Source organism: Stenotrophomonas maltophilia R551-3, from assembly GCF_000020665.1.
In the GTDB taxonomy this organism is placed as follows: Bacteria; Pseudomonadota; Gammaproteobacteria; order Xanthomonadales; family Xanthomonadaceae; genus Stenotrophomonas; species Stenotrophomonas maltophilia_L.
This window is the reverse complement of record NC_011071.1, coordinates 3,256,516-3,272,601: the sequence shown is the minus strand read 5'-3', so window position 1 is coordinate 3,272,601 and position 16,086 is coordinate 3,256,516. Positions and strand designations below refer to the sequence as shown.

The window sequence follows — 16,086 nt, the reverse complement described above, 5'->3', positions numbered from 1 at the left end:
TGCACGTGGCAGCGGCGTATCGTGTGCGCATTCCACCGGGGTTGCGACATGAAGCATGCAGGGCTGGGCAGGGCAATGGGAGTGGTACTGGCGCTGGCTGCACTGCCGGCGACAGCGGCGGTCACCACACAGCAGTTCAGTCATGGGCGCTTCGAGCAGATCCCGGTGCACATGCCGGCCGGCACGCCGCAGCGTGTGGTGATCTGGTTCCATGAGCCCGCCGCCGGTGGCGACACCAGCCGCCTGCCGATCGAGGCCCTGCGGGCAGACGGCGCGCTGGTCGCGGCGGTGGACATCGCGCACCTGCGCGGGGTGCTCAAGCGCGAAGGTGATCCGACCTGTTCGTTCGGCTCCGGCGACGTGGAGAATTTCTCGCGCTGGCTGCAGGCCTCCCTGCATCTGCCCGGCTACCACCTGCCGCTGGTCGGCGGTGATGGCGAAGGTGCCGAGATGGCCTACACGCTGGCGGCCCAGGCCGACACCCAGGTGTTCGCCGGCCTGCTGACCACCGGCTTCTGCCCCGGCCACAACCATCAGCGCATGGTCTGCGGCGATGGGGTCAAGCACAACGCGCTGCAACCGGCCGAACTGAATTTCCCGTGGCTGAGCGCGGCCGGTGACCGCGGCTGCAAGGTCGGCCAGGCCAGCGCGTTCGTGCAGCAGGTCGCGATGGCGCGCGAGTTCAAGCGCACCACGCGTGGTGATGCATCACCCGGGCTGGTGGCTGCGGCGCGGGTGATCGGCGCACAGGCGGGCATCAGCCTGGCCCCGCCACCAGCCGTGCTGAAGGGGCTGCCGGTGGTGGAAGTGCCGGCCTCCGGCAACGGTGACACGCTGGCAGTGTTCGTCTCCGGTGACGGCGGTTGGGCCGGCCTGGACAAGGACGTGGCGTCTGCGCTCAACGAGCAGGGCGTGGCAGTGGTCGGCATTGATTCGCTGCGCTACTTCTGGAGCGAGCGCACGCCGAAGGGCTTTGCCGGTGACCTGCAGAAGATCATCGACCACTACCGCACCCAGTGGCATCGCAGCAAGGTGATGCTGATCGGCTTCTCGCAGGGCGCCGATGTACTGCCGGCCACCATCAACCAGCTCGATGCCGGTACGCGCGACTCACTGGATCGTATCGTGCTGCTGTCGGTAGGAAAGAAGGCCGACTTCGAATTCCACGTCAGCAACTGGCTGGGCGGAGGTGGCGACGGCCTGCCGATCGCACCGGAAGTGGCCAGGCTGCCGGCAGCAAAGACCATGTGCGTGTATGGCGACAAGGACGAAGATGCGCTGTGCCCGGATCTGCCGGCCAATGACGGCGTGAAGAAAGTGAAGCTGCCCGGCGATCACCATTTCGGTGGCGATTATGACCGCCTCGCCGAAGTGATTCTCAAGGGCGGCGCATGACCTGCGGCAATCCGCCGGGCATGGCCCGGCGCTACCCGCGTGCTGCATCGGCCTGGTGACGATGCCGGGGTGTGCCGTTGACCCGGTAGCGACGGGCCATGCCCGGCGGCACCGGCGCGCTCAATTCCGCCGCGGATCCAGCGAGATCAGCCGGGTGGCATCGAGCAGCGCGGCCGGCAGGTGCATGCCACCGGGGGCGGCCAGATAACGCGGCCGCCATTGCGGGTCGAACTTGGACTTGAAGCGGCGCAGGCCACTGAACCCGTAGAAGCGCTCGCCGTGCCGTGCCAGCAGGCCGGCCAGCCGGTTCCAGCGCCCGGCCAGTCGATGCTGGGCCAGCCCGGACAACGGCGCCATGCCCAGCGAGAAACGCGCATAGCCCTGTGCGCGGCCCCACAGGAACAGCTCGATGAAGAGGAAGTCCATCGTGCCCTTCGGAGCCTCGTTGACGTGGCGCATCAGGTCCACCGACAGCTCGGCACCGGCCGGTGCCTGCCACAGGTTGGCGAACGCCACGATCTGGCCCTCGGCCTCGACCAGTGCCACCGGGAAGCGCACCAGGTAATCCGGGTCGTAACTGCCGAGCGAGAAGCCCTTCTCGTCGCCGGCCTTGTCTTCCAGCCATGCGTTGGAGATCGCGTGCAGGCGCGGCAGCAGGCTTGGGATCTCTTCCACCGATGCCACGCGGAAGGACAGGCCGCTGCGCTTGCCGCGGTTCCAGGCCTGGCGCAGGTCGGCACGCTCGCGTCCCTCCAGCCCGAAATCATGCAGCGGTACCATCGCTTCTTCGCCCAGCTTGACCAGGCCCAGGCCGAGGTCGAGATAGGTCTGCCAATAGGTTTCACCGACCTGGTAGAACACCGGCCGCAGCCCGAGCCGGTCGGCTTCCTCGCGGAAGCGCCAGATCAAGGCGCGCGCCACATCCGGTGGACCGACCGGATCGCCCATGGCGATCAGCGAACCGCCATAGCGCTGCATCATCACAAACCCCTGCTTGGCCTCATCGCGCAGCACTGCCTTGTCGGCAGTCAGCACCAGGCAGGCCTGGGTATCAGTGGCGCCAGCCAGCACGGGTGCCAGTGACTGCAACGTAGCCTCGTCGGCGGGTCGCAGTGGGCTGCGCGTGCTGTGCAGCAATCGCGCCAGGCCGAACATCACCAGCGCGATCGCGACCACCAGCAACGCACGTAGCGCGCGCGGTGCATTGCCCGACACCGCGAACTGCCACCACAGCTCGTTCTGGTACTCGACGTGGCTGTAGGTGAAGAACAGCAGCCAAGTGACCGCCACCAGCACCAGCCCGAGGTTGCGCAGCCATGGCCATGACCAGGCTTCATCGAGCAGTGCACCCTGGCGGTAGAACTCGCGGCGTGCGGCCCACAGCGCCATCGCCACCAGCAGCGCAGAAACGGCGATCAGCAGTTGGCCACCGCGCAGCCACAACGGCAGCGGGGTGATCACGCACACCGCCATCGCCAGCATCCACGCGGCATGGCTGCGCCTCGCCAGACCCTGTCCGATCAGCAGCAGGGCGACACCGCTGAGACTGCCGATCAGGTGCGAGGTTTCCAGGATCGGCAGCGAAGCGCCGACCAGATGGCGGCGTGGCGTTGGCAGCGTGCCATCGATGACCAGCGCGGCGCCGATGCTGAACACGGCCAGCGCGATGATCTGCGGCAGCCACGGGCGCAGCGCGTTCCAGCCGGCACGGGTTGCTCCGGCACTGGCCTGCAGCGGTTGCCGCAGCGCGGGCGCAAGGGCAAGCAGGGTGGCCAGCAGCAGCGGCAGCACGTAGTAGGTGACGCGGTAGATCAGCGCTGCGGCCAGCACCGCTGCCGGGGCTACCTGCGGCAGCAGCTTCAGCAGGCTCCACTCGAACACGCCCAGGCCCGCCGGCACGGTCGAGACCAGGCCGGCCAGCACCGCCACCAGGTACAGGCCGACGAAGCCGGGCAGGCCGGTGGGCGTGGAGTCGGGCAGCAGCACATAGAACGCAGCACTGGCCAGCACCAGCTCGATGACGCTGAGTACGGTGACACCCAGCATGGTGCGGCGGTCGGGCAACCACAGTGCATGGCCGAACACGCTGAACTGCCGTCCCTCGCGGCCGACCAGCAGCACGGTGCCCACAAATGCGAGCAGGGCGGCCACGCCGACCACGCGCACCGCGTCTGGATTCAACGGCAACGCCAATGCCGCGGCTGCCGGCTCCATGCACAGCGCCACGCTGATCAACAGCCACGCACCGAACACGAAACCGAGCGTGCTCATCAGCACCACCTGCCCGATCTGCGCCAGGTCCAGGCCGGCGCTGCGGTAGCCGCGCAGGCGTACCGCGCCGCCGGTCAGCGCGGCAAAGCCCACGGTCTGGCCGAGGGTATGCGCGAGGAAAGCGGTGATGCCGATGCGCGCTGGATGCACGCGGATGCCGCTGCGGCGCAGACCGATGGCGTCGAAGCCGATCAGGCAGGCGTAGCTGGCCAGGCCAAGTACCACGGTAAGCGCGATCTGGGTGCCGCTGAGCTGGCGGAAGGCCTGGCGGATGGCACGGTAGCCATGCTCGTCGAATTCACCGGCCAGGCCATGCAGGGCCAGTGCCAGGATCAGCAGCGGGATGACGATGGTGGCGACCCGCTTCCAGGTGGGCGTGGAAGGGGGAGCGATGGAATCGGAGGGGGCGGTCATCGGCGCAAGGGTGCGGCAGCAGGGGCGAGGGCGGTGTCAACGCGGGCGTGGCGCATCGTGCGCCTGTCGCGGGCATTTGACCAGCAGAACTGTCGGAGGCCGGTAGTGGCATTGCGTACAGGGCGTCCATGCACCCACCGTTGGTCGGTTTGGAGGACAATGCAGGCCTGATCACCCGCAGGAGCCACGCCCATGATGGAGCGTTACGACGTCGGACCGCGCATGTCCGAAATGACCGTGTACAACAAGGTCGCCTATCTCTCAGGCCAGATTCCCGAAGACACCAGCCAGGACATCACCGGACAGACCCGGCAGGTGCTGGCCGAGATCGACAAGCTGCTGGCGCTGGTGGCCAGTGATCGCCAGCACGTGCTGCGTGCGGAAGTCTTCCTCGCCGACATCGCCGATTTCGATGGCATGAACAAGGCGTGGGACGAGTGGGTGGTCGAGGGCGCGACGCCGGCCCGCGCAACGTTCGAAGCCAAGCTGGCCCACGCCGAGTGGAAGGTCGAGATCGTGGTGACGGCGGCCGTGCCGTAGCCCTTGTACGGAGTCAGATCCCTCTCCGTTGGAAAAGGGATCTGACCCCTAAGGTTGGCGCTGGCTGGGCAAGCGCGGCTGGGTAGAGTCGACTGGTAGTCGACTATCGCGCGCAGCGCGGGGTTTTACGCCGTCGGAACGAAGAGCAGTCGACTGACAGTCGACTCTACCCCGCCGCTCCACTGCCGGTTGGTCTGGTGGCTACGTTGGCACCAGCTCGATGCAGTCCACCGGGCACGGTGGAATGCACAGCTCGCAACCGGTGCACAGATCGGCAATGACCGTGTGCATGTACTTGGCACCGCCGACAATGGCATCCACCGGGCAGGCCTGGATGCACTTGGTGCAGCCGATGCAGTCGGCTTCCACGATCAATGCCACCTGCGGCGCCTTGTGTTCGCCGCGCGTGCGGTCGAACGCAACCGCAGGCACGCCCAGCACCTGTGCCAACGCCCGTGCGCCTGCGTCGCCACCGGGTGGGCAGCGGTCCACGTTCGCTTCGCCACGAGCCATTGCCTGCGCATACGGGCGACAGCCGTCGTAGCCGCATTGCCCGCATTGGGTCTGCGGCAGCAAGCGGTCCAGGCGTTCGGTCAGGGGCGGGATCAGGCTCATGCGTGGCGAAGGCTGCGCGTTGGGGTTACTTCAGGGGTTTGCCACGGAACCAGCGCTCGTGCGCCAGCGCCAGCATCGGCCGGTCTTCGGAACTGTCGCCGTAGGCGTGGATGCGCACGTAACGCGACAGATCGAACCGGCGGCGGATATGCTCGACCTTGCGCGGGCCACAGTCGCCGCCCGCATAACGACCGGTCAGGCGACCGTCATGGCTTTCCAGCCGGTTGCAGATCAGCTGCAGGCCCAGTTGCTCGCACCACGGCTTCAGGTACAGGTCCAGCGAACCGGACACGATCACCACCGTATGCTGCTGTTCCTTGTGCCAGCGGATCTGCTCCAGCATCTCCGGCCGCACCACTTCGGGCAGCACATCACGCGAGAAACCGGCCGCCAGCGTGGTGATGTCATCGCTGTGGCGGTCGCTGAAGGCCAGGCGGGTGACGCGTGCGCGGATGCGTTCTGCCGAGATCAGCTTCAGCTTGTACGCAGCCAGCCACGGGCCGATCTTCCACCATGCCTGTGCCAGCTGTTCGGCCGTGGCGACGCGGCGCAGGAAGCGGCCATAGGTATCGCAGGTGGTCACGGTGTGGTCGAAGTCGAACAGCGCCAGTTCCATTCCGTTGCCTCCCATCGCGTTGCTTCCGGTGGCCGGTGCTGCCGGCGGGCGCGGCGGTGGCCACGCCCGCTGCAGGCATCAGCGGACCGGCATGCCCGGCTGTGCGCCGCTGTCGGCGTCCAGCAGCGCCAGCGCGCCGCCGTCGAAACCGGCCGACAGGATCATGCCTTCGCTCAGGCCGAAGCGCATCTTGCGCGGGGCCAGGTTGGCGATGAACACCACGCTGCGGCCGACCAGCTTTTCCGGCTCGCCATAGCTGCCGCGGATGCCGGAGAAGATCTGGCGCTTGCCCAGTTCGCCCGCGTCCAGTTCGAAGCGCAGCAGCTTGTCCGAGCCTTCCACGAACTCGCACACCAGCACCTTGCCGATGCGCAGATCGAGCTTGGCGAAGTCATCGATGCCGATCGTGGCCGGTGCATCGGCGTTGTTCGCTTCGGTTTTGGCGGCGGCCGGCGCGGCGGGCTTGGCAGCTTCGTTCTTGGCGGTGGGGGCTGCAGCGGCGGTGGTCTGCAGGGTGTCCTTGGAGGCGTCGATCATGGCGTCAATCTTCTTCGGGTCGATACGGGTGAACAGCGGGGTGTAATCGGTGATGCGATGGCCCAGCAGCGGCTGCGCCAGTTCGGTCCAGTCGTTCACCGGTGCGGCCAGGAAGGCTTCGGCCTGTGCGGCGGTGGCGGGCAGCACCGGCTTCAGTGCGGTGACCAGCACGCGGAACAGGTTCAGGCCCTGGCTGCACACCGCCTGCAGCTGCGCGTCGGCGCCTTCCTGCTTGGCGATCACCCATGGCTTCACATCATCGATGTAGCGGTTGGCTTCATCGGCCAGGGTCATGGTCAGGCGGATGGCGGCGGCCGGGTCGTTGCGCTCGTAGGCTTCTCGGATCGGTGCCAGGCCATCGACGAAGCGCTGGTACTGGGCCGCGTCGGGCAGCTGCGCAGCCAGCAGGCCGTCGAAGCGCTTGCTGATGAAACCGGCACAGCGGCTGGCGAGGTTGACGAACTTGCCGACCAGGTCCGCATTGACGCGCGCGATGAAGTCACCCAGGTTCAGGTCGAGGTCGTCGACGCCGCCACCAGACTTCGCCGCGAAGTAATAACGCAGCGCTTCCGGTTCCAGGCCGGCATCGAGGAACGTACGCGCCATCACGAAGGTGCCGCGCGATTTGCTCATCTTGGCACCGTCCACGGTCAGGTAGCCGTTGACGTGCAGGCGGGTCGGTGCGCGGTGGCCGGTGCCATGCAGCACCGCCGGCCAGAACAGGCCGTGGAAGTTGACGATGTCCTTGCCGAGGAAGTGGTGCAGCTCGGTGCTGGTGCCGGCGCGCAGGTGCGCCTCGAAGTCTTCGCCGATCCTGCTGCACAGGGTCTGGAAGCTGGACAGGTAGCCGATCGGCGCGTCCAGCCAGACGTAGAAGTACTTGCCCGGCTGGCCGGGAATCTCGAAGCCGAAGTAGGGTGCATCGCGCGAGATGTCCCAGGCGCGCAGGCCACCTTCGGCATTGAGCCACTCACCCAGCTTGGCCTTCACGCCCGGCAGGGCGACATCGCCGGCCAGCCAGTCGCGCAGGAAGCCATCGAAGTGGCCGACCTCGAAGAAGAAATGCTCCGAATCGCGCATTTCCGGCGTGGCGCCGGAGACGACCGAGCGCGGCTCCTTCAGGTCGGTCGGCGCATAGGTGGCGCCACAGACTTCGCAGTTGTCGCCGTACTGGTCGGCGCTGCCGCAGTTCGGGCAGATGCCCTTGACGTAGCGGTCGGGCAGGAACATGCCCTTGGCGGGGTCGTAGAACTGCGCCACCGAACGGCGGCTGATGTGGCCGGCCGCTTCCAGCTTCAGGTAGAACTGCTCGGTCAGCGCCTTGTTGGCTGCCGAATTGGTCGAGTCGTAGTGGTCGAAGGCCACGCCGAAGGCGGCGAAGTCACGTTCGTGACTGGCCTGGATGTTGGCGATGAAGGTTTCCGGCGTGACCCCGGCCTTTTCCGCGGCCAGCATGATCGGCGTGCCGTGGGTGTCGTCGGCGCAGACGAACCAGGCCTTGCCGCCGCTCATTCGCCGCGCACGCACCCAGATGTCGGCCTGGATGTAGCCGACCAGGTGGCCCAGGTGCAGCGGGCCGTTGGCGTAGGGCAGGGCGGTGGTGACGAGCGCGGTACGGGTCATGGTCGCGGGGTGGAATCCGAGGGGAACCGCAGAGTATCGCACGCCCGCAACGAGGTGACCCGGCCGGGGCCGGGTCACGGGGGTTCTGCGCGGGCCGCGCCGTTTACTCGCGCACCCAGGTCTGGGTACGGCAGATGAAGGCGATGCAGCCGGCTACGTCCAGCTTGGTGCCGCCGGTTTGCAGTTCCATCTTCGACTTGTAGGTCTTGCCGTTGGCCGGGTCGAGGATGGTGCCGCCGGACCACTTGTTGGCGCCGTCGGCCTTCAGGTTCCAGAGGATGGTCATGCCCTTCACCGGCTTGTTCTTGTTGGCACCTTCACAGCCGTCGCAGACCGGGTTCGGCCCCTTGTCCGAGTGCAGGATGTCGACCACCTTGCCGGTCAGCGTGCCGTTGGCGGCCTGGCTGATCTCGACGATCGACTTCACCTTGCCGGACTTGTCGTCGATGGTCTTCCAGCGGCCGGCGGCGCTGTCGGCGGCCTGCGCCGAGAGCGCGGCCAGGCACAGTGGCAGCGCCAGCAGCAGGGTCTTGAAGGTCTTGCGCATGGTCCCCTCCCAGGGTTCATTCCGGCACGGTGCCGGTATGGGTCGACTGTATACCCATTCGGCGGGGTATGGGGAAGGGGGCTTCGGCCGGGCTGCGCCCTGCACCCGCGGTAGTGCCGGCCGCTGGCCGGCAACCTCAGAAGCAACAGCCGAAGCAACAGCCGAAGCAACAGCGTGCATTCCGTGGGATGGCGGGGTGGGTCCGGTTGCGGGGGACGCCGTAAACCCGTCCCTGGGGGCTTGGCCGCGGCATCCATGCCGCGGACACCCCCGCAACCGGACCCACCCCGCCTTCGACAGTTCTCAGCGATCTGTGGGTACCGGCTGGCGTTACCGGTGCTTCGATGACGGGGTCAGATCCCTTTTCCGATGGAAAAGGGATCTGACCCCGAGGCACCGGCTCAACCAATTTCGTACAACTCCAATGGCAGGTCGTCGGGGTCGGCGAAGAAGGTGAAGCGGCGGCCGGTGTATTCGTCCACGCGGATCGGTTCGCAGGCTATGCCATGCGCGGCCAGGCGCTGGATGAAGGGTTCCAGCATGGCGACGCGGAATGCGAGGTGGCGCAGGCCCTGGGCTTCGGGCCGGCTGGGGCGCGGCGGGGGCGAGGGGAAGGAGAACAGTTCCAGCTGGCTGCCGTCGGGCAGTGCCAGGTCCAGCTTCCAGGAGTCGCGCGCGGGACGGTGGTTTTCGGCCAGCACCTGCAGGCCGAGGATGCGCACGTAGAAGTCTTTCGAGCGCGCGTAGTCGCTGCAGATCAGTGCGGCGTGGTGGATGCCCAGCAGGGCGCAGGCGTCATCGCTCATTGCAGGGTGTCCAGCCAGCGCTGGGCAATCTTCTGCGCCAGCGGATAGGGTTCGGGGTCGTTGCGGTTGCTCAGCACGATCACGGTCAGGTGCTTTTCTGGATGGCGCACGATCACGTTGCGGAAACCGATGCTCTCGCCGCTGTGCCACTGCACCGGCCCGTTCAGGCGCCAGCCGAAGCCGTAGTGCGGCACGTCCGGCTCGGTGGTTGCGGTGGCCGGGCTGAACATCGCGCGGCGCGAGGCCTTCGACAGCAGGCGGTCGTCATACAGCGCGGCATCCCAGCGGGCGAGGTCGTCCAGCGAGGAATAGATGCCGCCATCGCCGAGTACTGCGCTGGTGGTGCTCTGGTCGGTGCGCTGCCAGCGGCCGTCCATCTCGCTGTAGCCGTAGGCACGCTGCGCCACCACATCGACGCCGTCCTGGTGGGCCACGGTATGGGCCATGCCCAGCGGGCGGAAGATCCGCTGCTGCAGGAAGCCCGCGAAATCCTGGCCGGAGGCGCGGCCGACGATCAGCGCCAGCAGCGCGTAGCCGCTGTTGCTGTAGCGGTATTGCGTGCCGGGTGCGAAGTTCAAGCGGTCCGCGCGCGACAGCAGGGCCAGTACATCGGCATCGTGCACCTGGCGGGTGTCGGCCGGGTCCATCAGGTCTTCGTAATCGAGCAGGCCACTGGTGTGCGAGAGCAGTTGGCGGATCGTCATGTCTGCCGCCACCGGGGGCAGCTCCGGCAGCCACTGCCGGGCAGGCTGGTCGAGCCCCAGCCGGCCATCCTCCACCAGCAGCAGCACCGCGGCGGCGGTGAACTGCTTGCTGACCGAGGCCAGCCGGAAGTTGCTGGCCGGAGTGACTGCGGTGCGGTCTTCCACCACCGCCAGACCATAGCCGCGGCGGAACACCGGTTTGCCGTCGTGCAGCACCAGCACGGCGGCGCCGGGCACCTGGCCGTCGTAGGCCTGCATCAGACCGTCGATGCCCGTATCCGGCGGTGCCAGCACCGGAGCCGCTGGGCCCGTCGTCGGCAGCAGGCCCAGCACGGCGGCGAACAGGACGACGGCAGGGCGCATGGCGGCTCCGGACTCAGGAGGAAGGCGTGGACGTGGTGCTGGCCGGCTGCGCCATCCAGCGTTCCATCTTGCGGCTCAGTACGTCCAATGGCATCGAGCCGTCCTTCAGCAGTTCGGCGTGGAAACGTCGCAGGTCGAAGGCTGCACCCTGCCGTGCCTTGGCCTTGTCGCGCAGGCCCACGATGGTGGTCAGGCCGGCCACGTTGGACAGCGCCTGGCCGGGCTGGGCCATGATCCGCTCGACTTCGGCGTTGGCATCATCGCTGCTCATGTCCACGGTCTTCTGCAGGTAGGCCACGGCCTGCTGCTTGCTCCAGCCCTGCGCGTTCACGCCGGTGTCGGCCACCACGCGCGCCGCGCGCAGCAGGCGCGAGTACAGATAACCGATGCGGTCATAAGGGTCGGTGTAGATGCCGAGATCCTCGCCCAGGGTTTCCGCGTACAGGCCCCAGCCTTCGACGAAGGCCAGGTCGCCGCCCAGGCGGCGGAAGCGCGGCAGCTTGGCCAGTTCCTGCTGCAGGCCCAGCTGTACGTGGTGGCCGGGAATGGCTTCATGCAGGTACTGCACCGGCACGCTCCAGCGCTTGCGGCTGGGCAGGTCGCGGGTGTTGACGTACAGAAGGCCCGGCTGCCCGGCCGGCGACGGCTGGTAGGCCGCCGCAGCGGAGGTGAGTGCACGCTCGGGCTCCACCGCGCGTATTTCCAGCGTGGACTTGGGCAGGGTGTCCAGCACCTGCGGCAGGCGCGCGTTGACCTGCTGCTGCACCTGGCGGTAGCGGTTGATCAACGCATTGGCGTCGCCGTACTGGAACTGGCGGTCGTTGCGCATGCTGCGCAGCAGCTTGGACGGCGTACCGCGCAGCTTGGCGTCCTTCATCACCGTAGCGATCTGTGCCTGCAGCTCCTGCACGCGCTGTTCGCCCAGTGCATGCAGCTGCGTGGCGGTCTGGTCGCTGGCGGTGGTCTGCACGATCAGGTTGGCATACCAGGCCTGGCCATCGGGCAGTGCGCCCAGCCCGCTGCTGGCGCGGGTGGCCGGCAGGTACTCGGTGGCGATGAAGCCGCGCAGGGCACGGTAGGCCGGCATGATGCGCAGTTCGATCATGCGCTTGTACTCGGCACTGATACGCGCCTTGTCCTCGGCCGCGATGGTGTTCGGCATGGTGCGGATCGGCGACCAGAAGATGCTCTCCTCAGCGGTCGGCTTGATCACTGCATCCAACTGCGGGATAACCTTCTCCATCAGGTCACGCGGCTGCACAACACCGGCTTTCACGCCCTGCCGCATGTTGTCGATGGCCTGGTCGAACAGCTCGGGAATGCCCAGCGAGCGGCGCGACCAGGTGTCGTAGTCCTGCACGGTATTGAACGGCTGTGCGCCGGCACCGGAACCGAGGATCGCCATGATGCTGCCGACGTTGTAGTACTGGCTGATCGGCATCATCCAGCTCGGGTAACGCTCGGCGGCCAGCGAGGCGCGCGCATCGCGCACGAAGATCTCGTAGCTGAGCAGGTCCTGGCCCTGCAGGCCGTCATTGCCCAGTTTCTCGACCTTGCCCAGCCATTCGGTAGTGAAGTCGTGCGACTGCTGGCGCCAGGTGGGGGACAGGATGTTGGGCAGCTGGTCGTTGTAGCGGGTTTCGCCCTGGAAGGTGGCCTGCAGCGGATTCAAGCGCATCGAGGCATCCCAGTATTCGTCGTAGAGGCGCTCCAGCTGCACCTGCTTGGGCACGGCGCGGGCCGGTGCGACCGGACGTGGCGCAGCGCGGCGCGCCGAACTGCCACGGGCCGGCGCGGTGGCGCGGGTGGGCCTGGCCTTGGGCTTGGCGGCCTGGCGGGTCTGCGCGGCGGCAGGACGGCTGGCCTTCTTCTTCGCTGCTTCGGCCGACGGAACGGCACTGAACAGGAACAACGCGGCGATGGCGGCGGCCAGGACGCGGGTGGGATGCGGCATCAAGAAGCTTCCGTGGAACACAGACCGTGGAGCTTGCACGATCCGACCGCGTACGGCCAGCGTGAAGGCGCAGTCAGCTTGCCGGCGCTGGGGCTTCAGTCAGCCGCGGCGGCGGCACGCAATGCGGCGGCACGTTCGCTGCCCAGGTAGCGGGTGATCGCGCGCCGCATCAGGTACAGCAAGGGAATCAGCGCGATTGCAAAGCCCATCTTGTAGACGTAGTTGACACTGCTGACCGCCAGGAATAACGAGGTCGGCCAGTGCTGCGGGCCGAGCACGAAGGCGATCCAGATCACCACGAAGCTGTCCACCACCTGCGAGATTGCGGTCGAGCCGGTCGCACGCAGCCACACATGGCGCTCGCCGGTGGCCTGGCGGATGCGGTGGAACACCGTCACATCGATCAGCTGGCCAAGCAGGAACGCCACCAGCGAACCGGCAATGGTCCACATGCCCTGGCCGAACACCGCCGCGAATGCAGCCTGGTAGTCGGGCACGCCGTGGCCGTTCATCGACGTGACCCACCAGCTGGCCGGTGCCAGCGAGATCGCTGCGAAGGCGAACAGGAAACCGTAGCCGATCAGCACCACCGCCAGCCACGAGATGAAGCGCACGCCGCGCTTGCCGAAGAACTCGTTGATGGTGTCGGTCATGATGAACACCACCGGCCACAACAGAGTGCCTGCGGTGAAGCTGAGCGAGCCGGTCTGGCCGAACAGGTTCCAGTTCAGCGGATCGATGCCGAGCGTGTCTTCGAGGGCGAAGATCTTCACCCCGATCAGCTCGGCCAGCACCGCGTTGCCGCAGAAGAACGCGGCCAACACGATGAACAGCAGGACCGCACGGTCCTGCAGCGGGCGCTCGATCGGCGCCGCGGTCATTCGGCGCGATCGCCGGCGCGGGTGAACGGCACGGTGGGCGGAGCAACCGCGCCGCCGGAGATGATGAAGCTCATCGCCTGGTCCACGGTCCAGTCGGTCGGGGTCAGCAGCTCGACCGGCACGATCTCCAGATAGCCCGAGGTCGGGTTCGGTGTGGTCGGCACATACACCGCGGCCAGCTCACGATCGGTGCCGTGTTCCTTGATGACCCGGGTCACCAGGCCGACCGACTTCATGTCGCGGTGCGGGAAGTCGATCAGCACCACGCGCTGGGTGCTGCCCGGCTCGGTCTGCAGCATGTCCAGCAGCTTCTTGGCGCTGTCGTAGATGATGCTGGCCAGTGGAATGCGCTTGATGACCGCGCCGACCCAGCGCAGCAGGCGCTGGCCGAGCACGCGGCGGCTGGCCACGCCCACCGCCAGGATCACCAGCAGGGTGGCGAGCAGGGCGATGGTGTCCTGGATCCACTCGGCACGGACCCAGCCGAGGTAATGCGGGAAGTTTGTCGCGATCTGCTCGGACAACGGCACTACCAGCGGGCTGGAAATGCCTGACAGCAGCACGAACACGAATTTGACCACCACCCAGGTCAGCCAGATCGGCAGCAGGGTCAGCAGGCCGGTCAGGAACAGGCGCTGCAGGGAGGGGCGGGGGACCAGGGCGGGGGCTTCGAGCGACATGCGCGCATTGTAGCGGTCACTGCCGGTCGATTACGCTGGGCGATCAACTGCGGCAACGGCACATGGAAGGGAAGCTGTGTTGAAGATTCTGCGCGGACTGGGCTGGACCCTGGGTGGCCTGCTGGTGCTGGCGATCGTGGTGTGGTGCGCCTCGCGCATGTGGCCCGTGCCCGAATCGAGGGTGCAGGCGCAGCATCGACTGGAGGCACGCCTGCCAGCGGCCGGGCGCAATGGCTATGCGCTGCTGTGGACGCTTCCGTTTGACGGGCTGGATGCCCGCCAGCGCGAGCAGGCGCTGGCCGAGGACGCGCGGCGCTGGGCGGCCGACCCGAGGGGCGGCGGCGTTGGCCAGACCCACCTGGCGGCCAGCCACGCCGAGCTGCACTCACGGCCGGGTGCCAGTTGCGGGCCGACCGCCAGCGACTGCCTGGCCCAGGTGCGCGCCGATCCGCAACGCTTCGTGGACGCCCATGCCGGGCATCAGCAGTTGCACACACGCTTGGACCAACTGGCTGAAGCGGACCACTTCGTGTCGCCGTTCCTGCCGAAGGGCGAGGGCATTCTCGTCCCGTTGCCGACCTATGGCCTGGTGGTGGACGCCACCAGCGCCCGCGCGCTGGCCTATGTGCAGGGCGACGTCGAGGGTGCGTTGCGCGGCAGTTGCCGTGGCCTGCAGCTGGGCCGTCGGCTGGTACCCGGGGGCAGTTACCTGGTCGAAAGCATCATCGGTGCCAACCTGGTCCAGGCCAACGCCCAGCTGCTGGCCGACATGCTGGCAGAACTGCCCCCCGACCATCCCTTGCCGGTCGAGTGCGAGCAGGCGATGCAGCCGATGCTGGCCGACGAACAGAGCCTGTGCCGCGCGATGCAGGGTGAGTACGCAATGAGCCGGGCAGCGATTGAAACCTCGGCGAGCGAATTCGGCGGCGTACTGGTGCTGGACCGCAGCAGCACCTTGGCACGCGTGGCCGGCAATCTCGGCTGGGCCTGTGGCGCCACCGCCAAGGCGGCGCTGGAAGCAGATCGACCGTTGCCGGTGCAGGCGCCGCCGCAGCGGGATTTCGGTTGCCTGTCCAACGTCATGGGGTGCGTATTGACCGACATTGCGGCGCCGGTCTATCCCGCGTATTCGTCCCGGACCCAGGATGCTGCGGCGATGCTGCGCCTGCTGGGGGCGCAGCGCTGGCTGCGGCAGCAGGCAGAAGACCCGACGGAGGCGCTGCAGCGGTTGCCCGCGCAGTTCCGCTCGCCGGTGCGCGTGCCGCAGCTGTCGGCCGATGGCTGCCGCCTGCAGGTGCCTCGCCGTTCGCCGCCGCGCAGCAATGATGAAAGCGCCTGGCTGTCGGTACCACTGAGCGCAGGTGCGCCTTCAGCCGCCGCACGCGACTGAGGGACGGCTCAGCCGCCGCCGGCCAACGGATCGAATCCCCAGCCATCGTCGACCGTTTCAAGCGTCCAGCGCCGGCTGCTGCGCAGCGGTTTCCAGCGCACGCTGTCGGTATCGGTCTCGATGCTGCCTTCAACCTGTTTCACCTTGCCGGTGGAAAAGTTGACGCTCAACGACTCGGTCTGCCCGGAGTTGCGCATCACCGAATCGCGGTCATAGCCGATGAGGGCGAAGGCGCCGTTCTGCCAGCGGAAGGTGAACGCGGTCGTGCCCATCGACCAGCTGCCTGCGCTGGCGAACGAAAACAACGCCACCCTCAGCGTGCCGCGCTGGATGCTGACCCCGCCGTCTTCGAGCGGATCGCTGAGCACGGGACTTTCCGGGCGCGGAATCAGCCTGTGGTCCTGCGCCGCGAGCACGTAGCCGGACGGGCGCGACCAAGCGATGGCGAGGATGCGCGGATTGCTGTCATACGGAGAGGGACCGAAGCCATCGTGCTCGATGACGTTGCGCGGATCCTGCTGGCGCAACACCAGCACCAGGTCGGCGCGACCATCCTGGTCGAGGTCACCTTCCAGTCGGGTTTCCAGCGTCCAGCCCTTGGGCACGAAGTCGGCCGCATCGGCCGCCTGCGCCGGCAGCGTCGGGTACTGCACCGGTGGCACATCCAGTGCGTGGGCGGCGAAGGATAGTGGGGTCAGCAGTGCAGCAAGGGCGAACGGGCGCATCGGAGCCTCCATGGCGGGGAGGCAG

14 protein-coding genes are annotated in these 16,086 nt (G+C 67.5%); 3 read left to right on the top strand and 11 right to left on the bottom strand.

Annotation, left to right across the window (positions count from 1 at the left end; genetic code table 11):
* The first annotated feature begins 48 nt into the window (after positions 1-48).
* Positions 49-1,395, top strand: coding sequence for a virulence factor family protein (locus SMAL_RS14915; RefSeq protein WP_006382568.1), 1,347 nt, complete (start codon positions 49-51; stop codon positions 1,393-1,395).
* A 120-nt stretch (positions 1,396-1,515) separates the two neighbouring features.
* On the opposite strand, the gene mprF is transcribed toward SMAL_RS14915, so the two are convergent.
* Entirely contained in the window at positions 1,516-4,080 is a 2,565-nt protein-coding gene (gene mprF, locus SMAL_RS14910; RefSeq protein ID WP_012511783.1) for a bifunctional lysylphosphatidylglycerol flippase/synthetase MprF, read from the bottom strand.
* A 192-nt stretch (positions 4,081-4,272) separates the two neighbouring features.
* On the opposite strand from mprF, the gene SMAL_RS14905 reads away from it, so the two are divergent.
* Positions 4,273-4,620, top strand: a complete 348-nt coding sequence (locus tag SMAL_RS14905) for a RidA family protein (protein WP_005418155.1) — start codon at positions 4,273-4,275, stop codon at positions 4,618-4,620.
* A 201-nt stretch (positions 4,621-4,821) separates the two neighbouring features.
* On the opposite strand, the gene rnfB is transcribed toward SMAL_RS14905, so the two are convergent.
* From rnfB to SMAL_RS14860, 9 genes are all read right to left on the bottom strand, one after another.
* The gene (gene rnfB, locus SMAL_RS14900) at positions 4,822-5,235 is read right to left on the bottom strand and encodes an Rnf electron transport complex subunit RnfB (RefSeq protein WP_012511782.1); all 414 of its coding nucleotides are present in this window, start codon (positions 5,233-5,235) and stop codon (positions 4,822-4,824) included.
* Between the two features lie 25 nt (positions 5,236-5,260).
* Positions 5,261-5,851 (bottom strand): HAD family hydrolase, encoded by a 591-nt coding sequence (locus SMAL_RS14895; RefSeq protein ID WP_012511781.1) that lies wholly within the window; start codon positions 5,849-5,851, stop codon positions 5,261-5,263.
* Positions 5,852-5,929: 78 nt separating this feature from the next.
* On the bottom strand, positions 5,930-8,011 hold the full coding sequence (gene metG, locus SMAL_RS14890) for a methionine--tRNA ligase (protein WP_012511780.1): 2,082 nt from the start codon (positions 8,009-8,011) through the stop codon (positions 5,930-5,932).
* A 103-nt stretch (positions 8,012-8,114) separates the two neighbouring features.
* Positions 8,115-8,558 (bottom strand): DUF2147 domain-containing protein, encoded by a 444-nt coding sequence (locus SMAL_RS14885; protein ID WP_012511779.1) that lies wholly within the window; start codon positions 8,556-8,558, stop codon positions 8,115-8,117.
* Between the two features lie 401 nt (positions 8,559-8,959).
* A complete protein-coding gene (gene gloA2, locus SMAL_RS14880) occupies positions 8,960-9,364 on the bottom strand; it encodes an SMU1112c/YaeR family gloxylase I-like metalloprotein (RefSeq protein ID WP_012511778.1) in 405 nt (134 codons plus the stop codon).
* Positions 9,361-10,431 carry a serine hydrolase domain-containing protein gene (locus SMAL_RS14875; protein WP_012511777.1) on the bottom strand — a complete coding sequence of 357 codons (1,071 nt, stop codon included), beginning with the start codon at positions 10,429-10,431 and terminating at the stop codon, positions 9,361-9,363. The genes gloA2 and SMAL_RS14875 overlap by 4 nt, the downstream gene beginning before the upstream one ends.
* 13 nt (positions 10,432-10,444) lie before the next feature.
* Positions 10,445-12,385, bottom strand: coding sequence for a DUF885 domain-containing protein (locus SMAL_RS14870; RefSeq protein WP_012511776.1), 1,941 nt, complete (start codon positions 12,383-12,385; stop codon positions 10,445-10,447).
* A 95-nt stretch (positions 12,386-12,480) separates the two neighbouring features.
* Entirely contained in the window at positions 12,481-13,266 is a 786-nt protein-coding gene (locus SMAL_RS14865; RefSeq protein WP_012511775.1) for a queuosine precursor transporter, read from the bottom strand.
* Positions 13,263-13,946 carry a DUF502 domain-containing protein gene (locus tag SMAL_RS14860; RefSeq protein ID WP_006382401.1) on the bottom strand — a complete coding sequence of 228 codons (684 nt, stop codon included), beginning with the start codon at positions 13,944-13,946 and terminating at the stop codon, positions 13,263-13,265. Before SMAL_RS14860 ends, SMAL_RS14865 begins: the two co-directional genes overlap by 4 nt.
* A gap of 76 nt (positions 13,947-14,022) precedes the next feature.
* Here SMAL_RS14860 and SMAL_RS14855 point away from each other — a divergent pair, with 76 nt between their 5' ends.
* Entirely contained in the window at positions 14,023-15,336 is a 1,314-nt protein-coding gene (locus SMAL_RS14855; RefSeq protein ID WP_012511774.1) for a hypothetical protein, read from the top strand.
* Positions 15,337-15,344: 8 nt separating this feature from the next.
* Here SMAL_RS14855 and SMAL_RS14850 read toward each other — a convergent pair whose 3' ends face one another.
* Positions 15,345-16,061, bottom strand: coding sequence for a hypothetical protein (locus tag SMAL_RS14850; protein WP_012511773.1), 717 nt, complete (start codon positions 16,059-16,061; stop codon positions 15,345-15,347).
* Positions 16,062-16,086 lie beyond the last annotated feature (25 nt).

Excerpts from the sequence above, each read along its gene's own strand:
- SMAL_RS14850 (WP_012511773.1), bottom strand. The coding sequence starts at position 16,061 with ATGCGCCCGTTCGCCCTTGCTGCACTGCTGACCCCACTATCCTTCGCC.
- SMAL_RS14870 (WP_012511776.1), bottom strand. The coding sequence starts at position 12,385 with ATGCCGCATCCCACCCGCGTCCTGGCCGCCGCCATCGCCGCGTTGTTC.
- rnfB (WP_012511782.1), bottom strand. The coding sequence starts at position 5,235 with ATGAGCCTGATCCCGCCCCTGACCGAACGCCTGGACCGCTTGCTGCCG.
- gloA2 (WP_012511778.1), bottom strand. The coding sequence starts at position 9,364 with ATGAGCGATGACGCCTGCGCCCTGCTGGGCATCCACCACGCCGCACTG.
- SMAL_RS14885 (WP_012511779.1), bottom strand. The coding sequence starts at position 8,558 with ATGCGCAAGACCTTCAAGACCCTGCTGCTGGCGCTGCCACTGTGCCTG.
- SMAL_RS14860 (WP_006382401.1), bottom strand. The coding sequence starts at position 13,946 with ATGTCGCTCGAAGCCCCCGCCCTGGTCCCCCGCCCCTCCCTGCAGCGC.
- mprF (WP_012511783.1), bottom strand. The coding sequence starts at position 4,080 with ATGACCGCCCCCTCCGATTCCATCGCTCCCCCTTCCACGCCCACCTGG.
- SMAL_RS14865 (WP_012511775.1), bottom strand. The coding sequence starts at position 13,266 with ATGACCGCGGCGCCGATCGAGCGCCCGCTGCAGGACCGTGCGGTCCTG.
- SMAL_RS14895 (WP_012511781.1), bottom strand. The coding sequence starts at position 5,851 with ATGGAACTGGCGCTGTTCGACTTCGACCACACCGTGACCACCTGCGAT.
- SMAL_RS14875 (WP_012511777.1), bottom strand. The coding sequence starts at position 10,431 with ATGCGCCCTGCCGTCGTCCTGTTCGCCGCCGTGCTGGGCCTGCTGCCG.
- SMAL_RS14915 (WP_006382568.1), top strand. The coding sequence starts at position 49 with ATGAAGCATGCAGGGCTGGGCAGGGCAATGGGAGTGGTACTGGCGCTG.
- metG (WP_012511780.1), bottom strand. The coding sequence starts at position 8,011 with ATGACCCGTACCGCGCTCGTCACCACCGCCCTGCCCTACGCCAACGGC.
- SMAL_RS14905 (WP_005418155.1), top strand. The coding sequence starts at position 4,273 with ATGATGGAGCGTTACGACGTCGGACCGCGCATGTCCGAAATGACCGTG.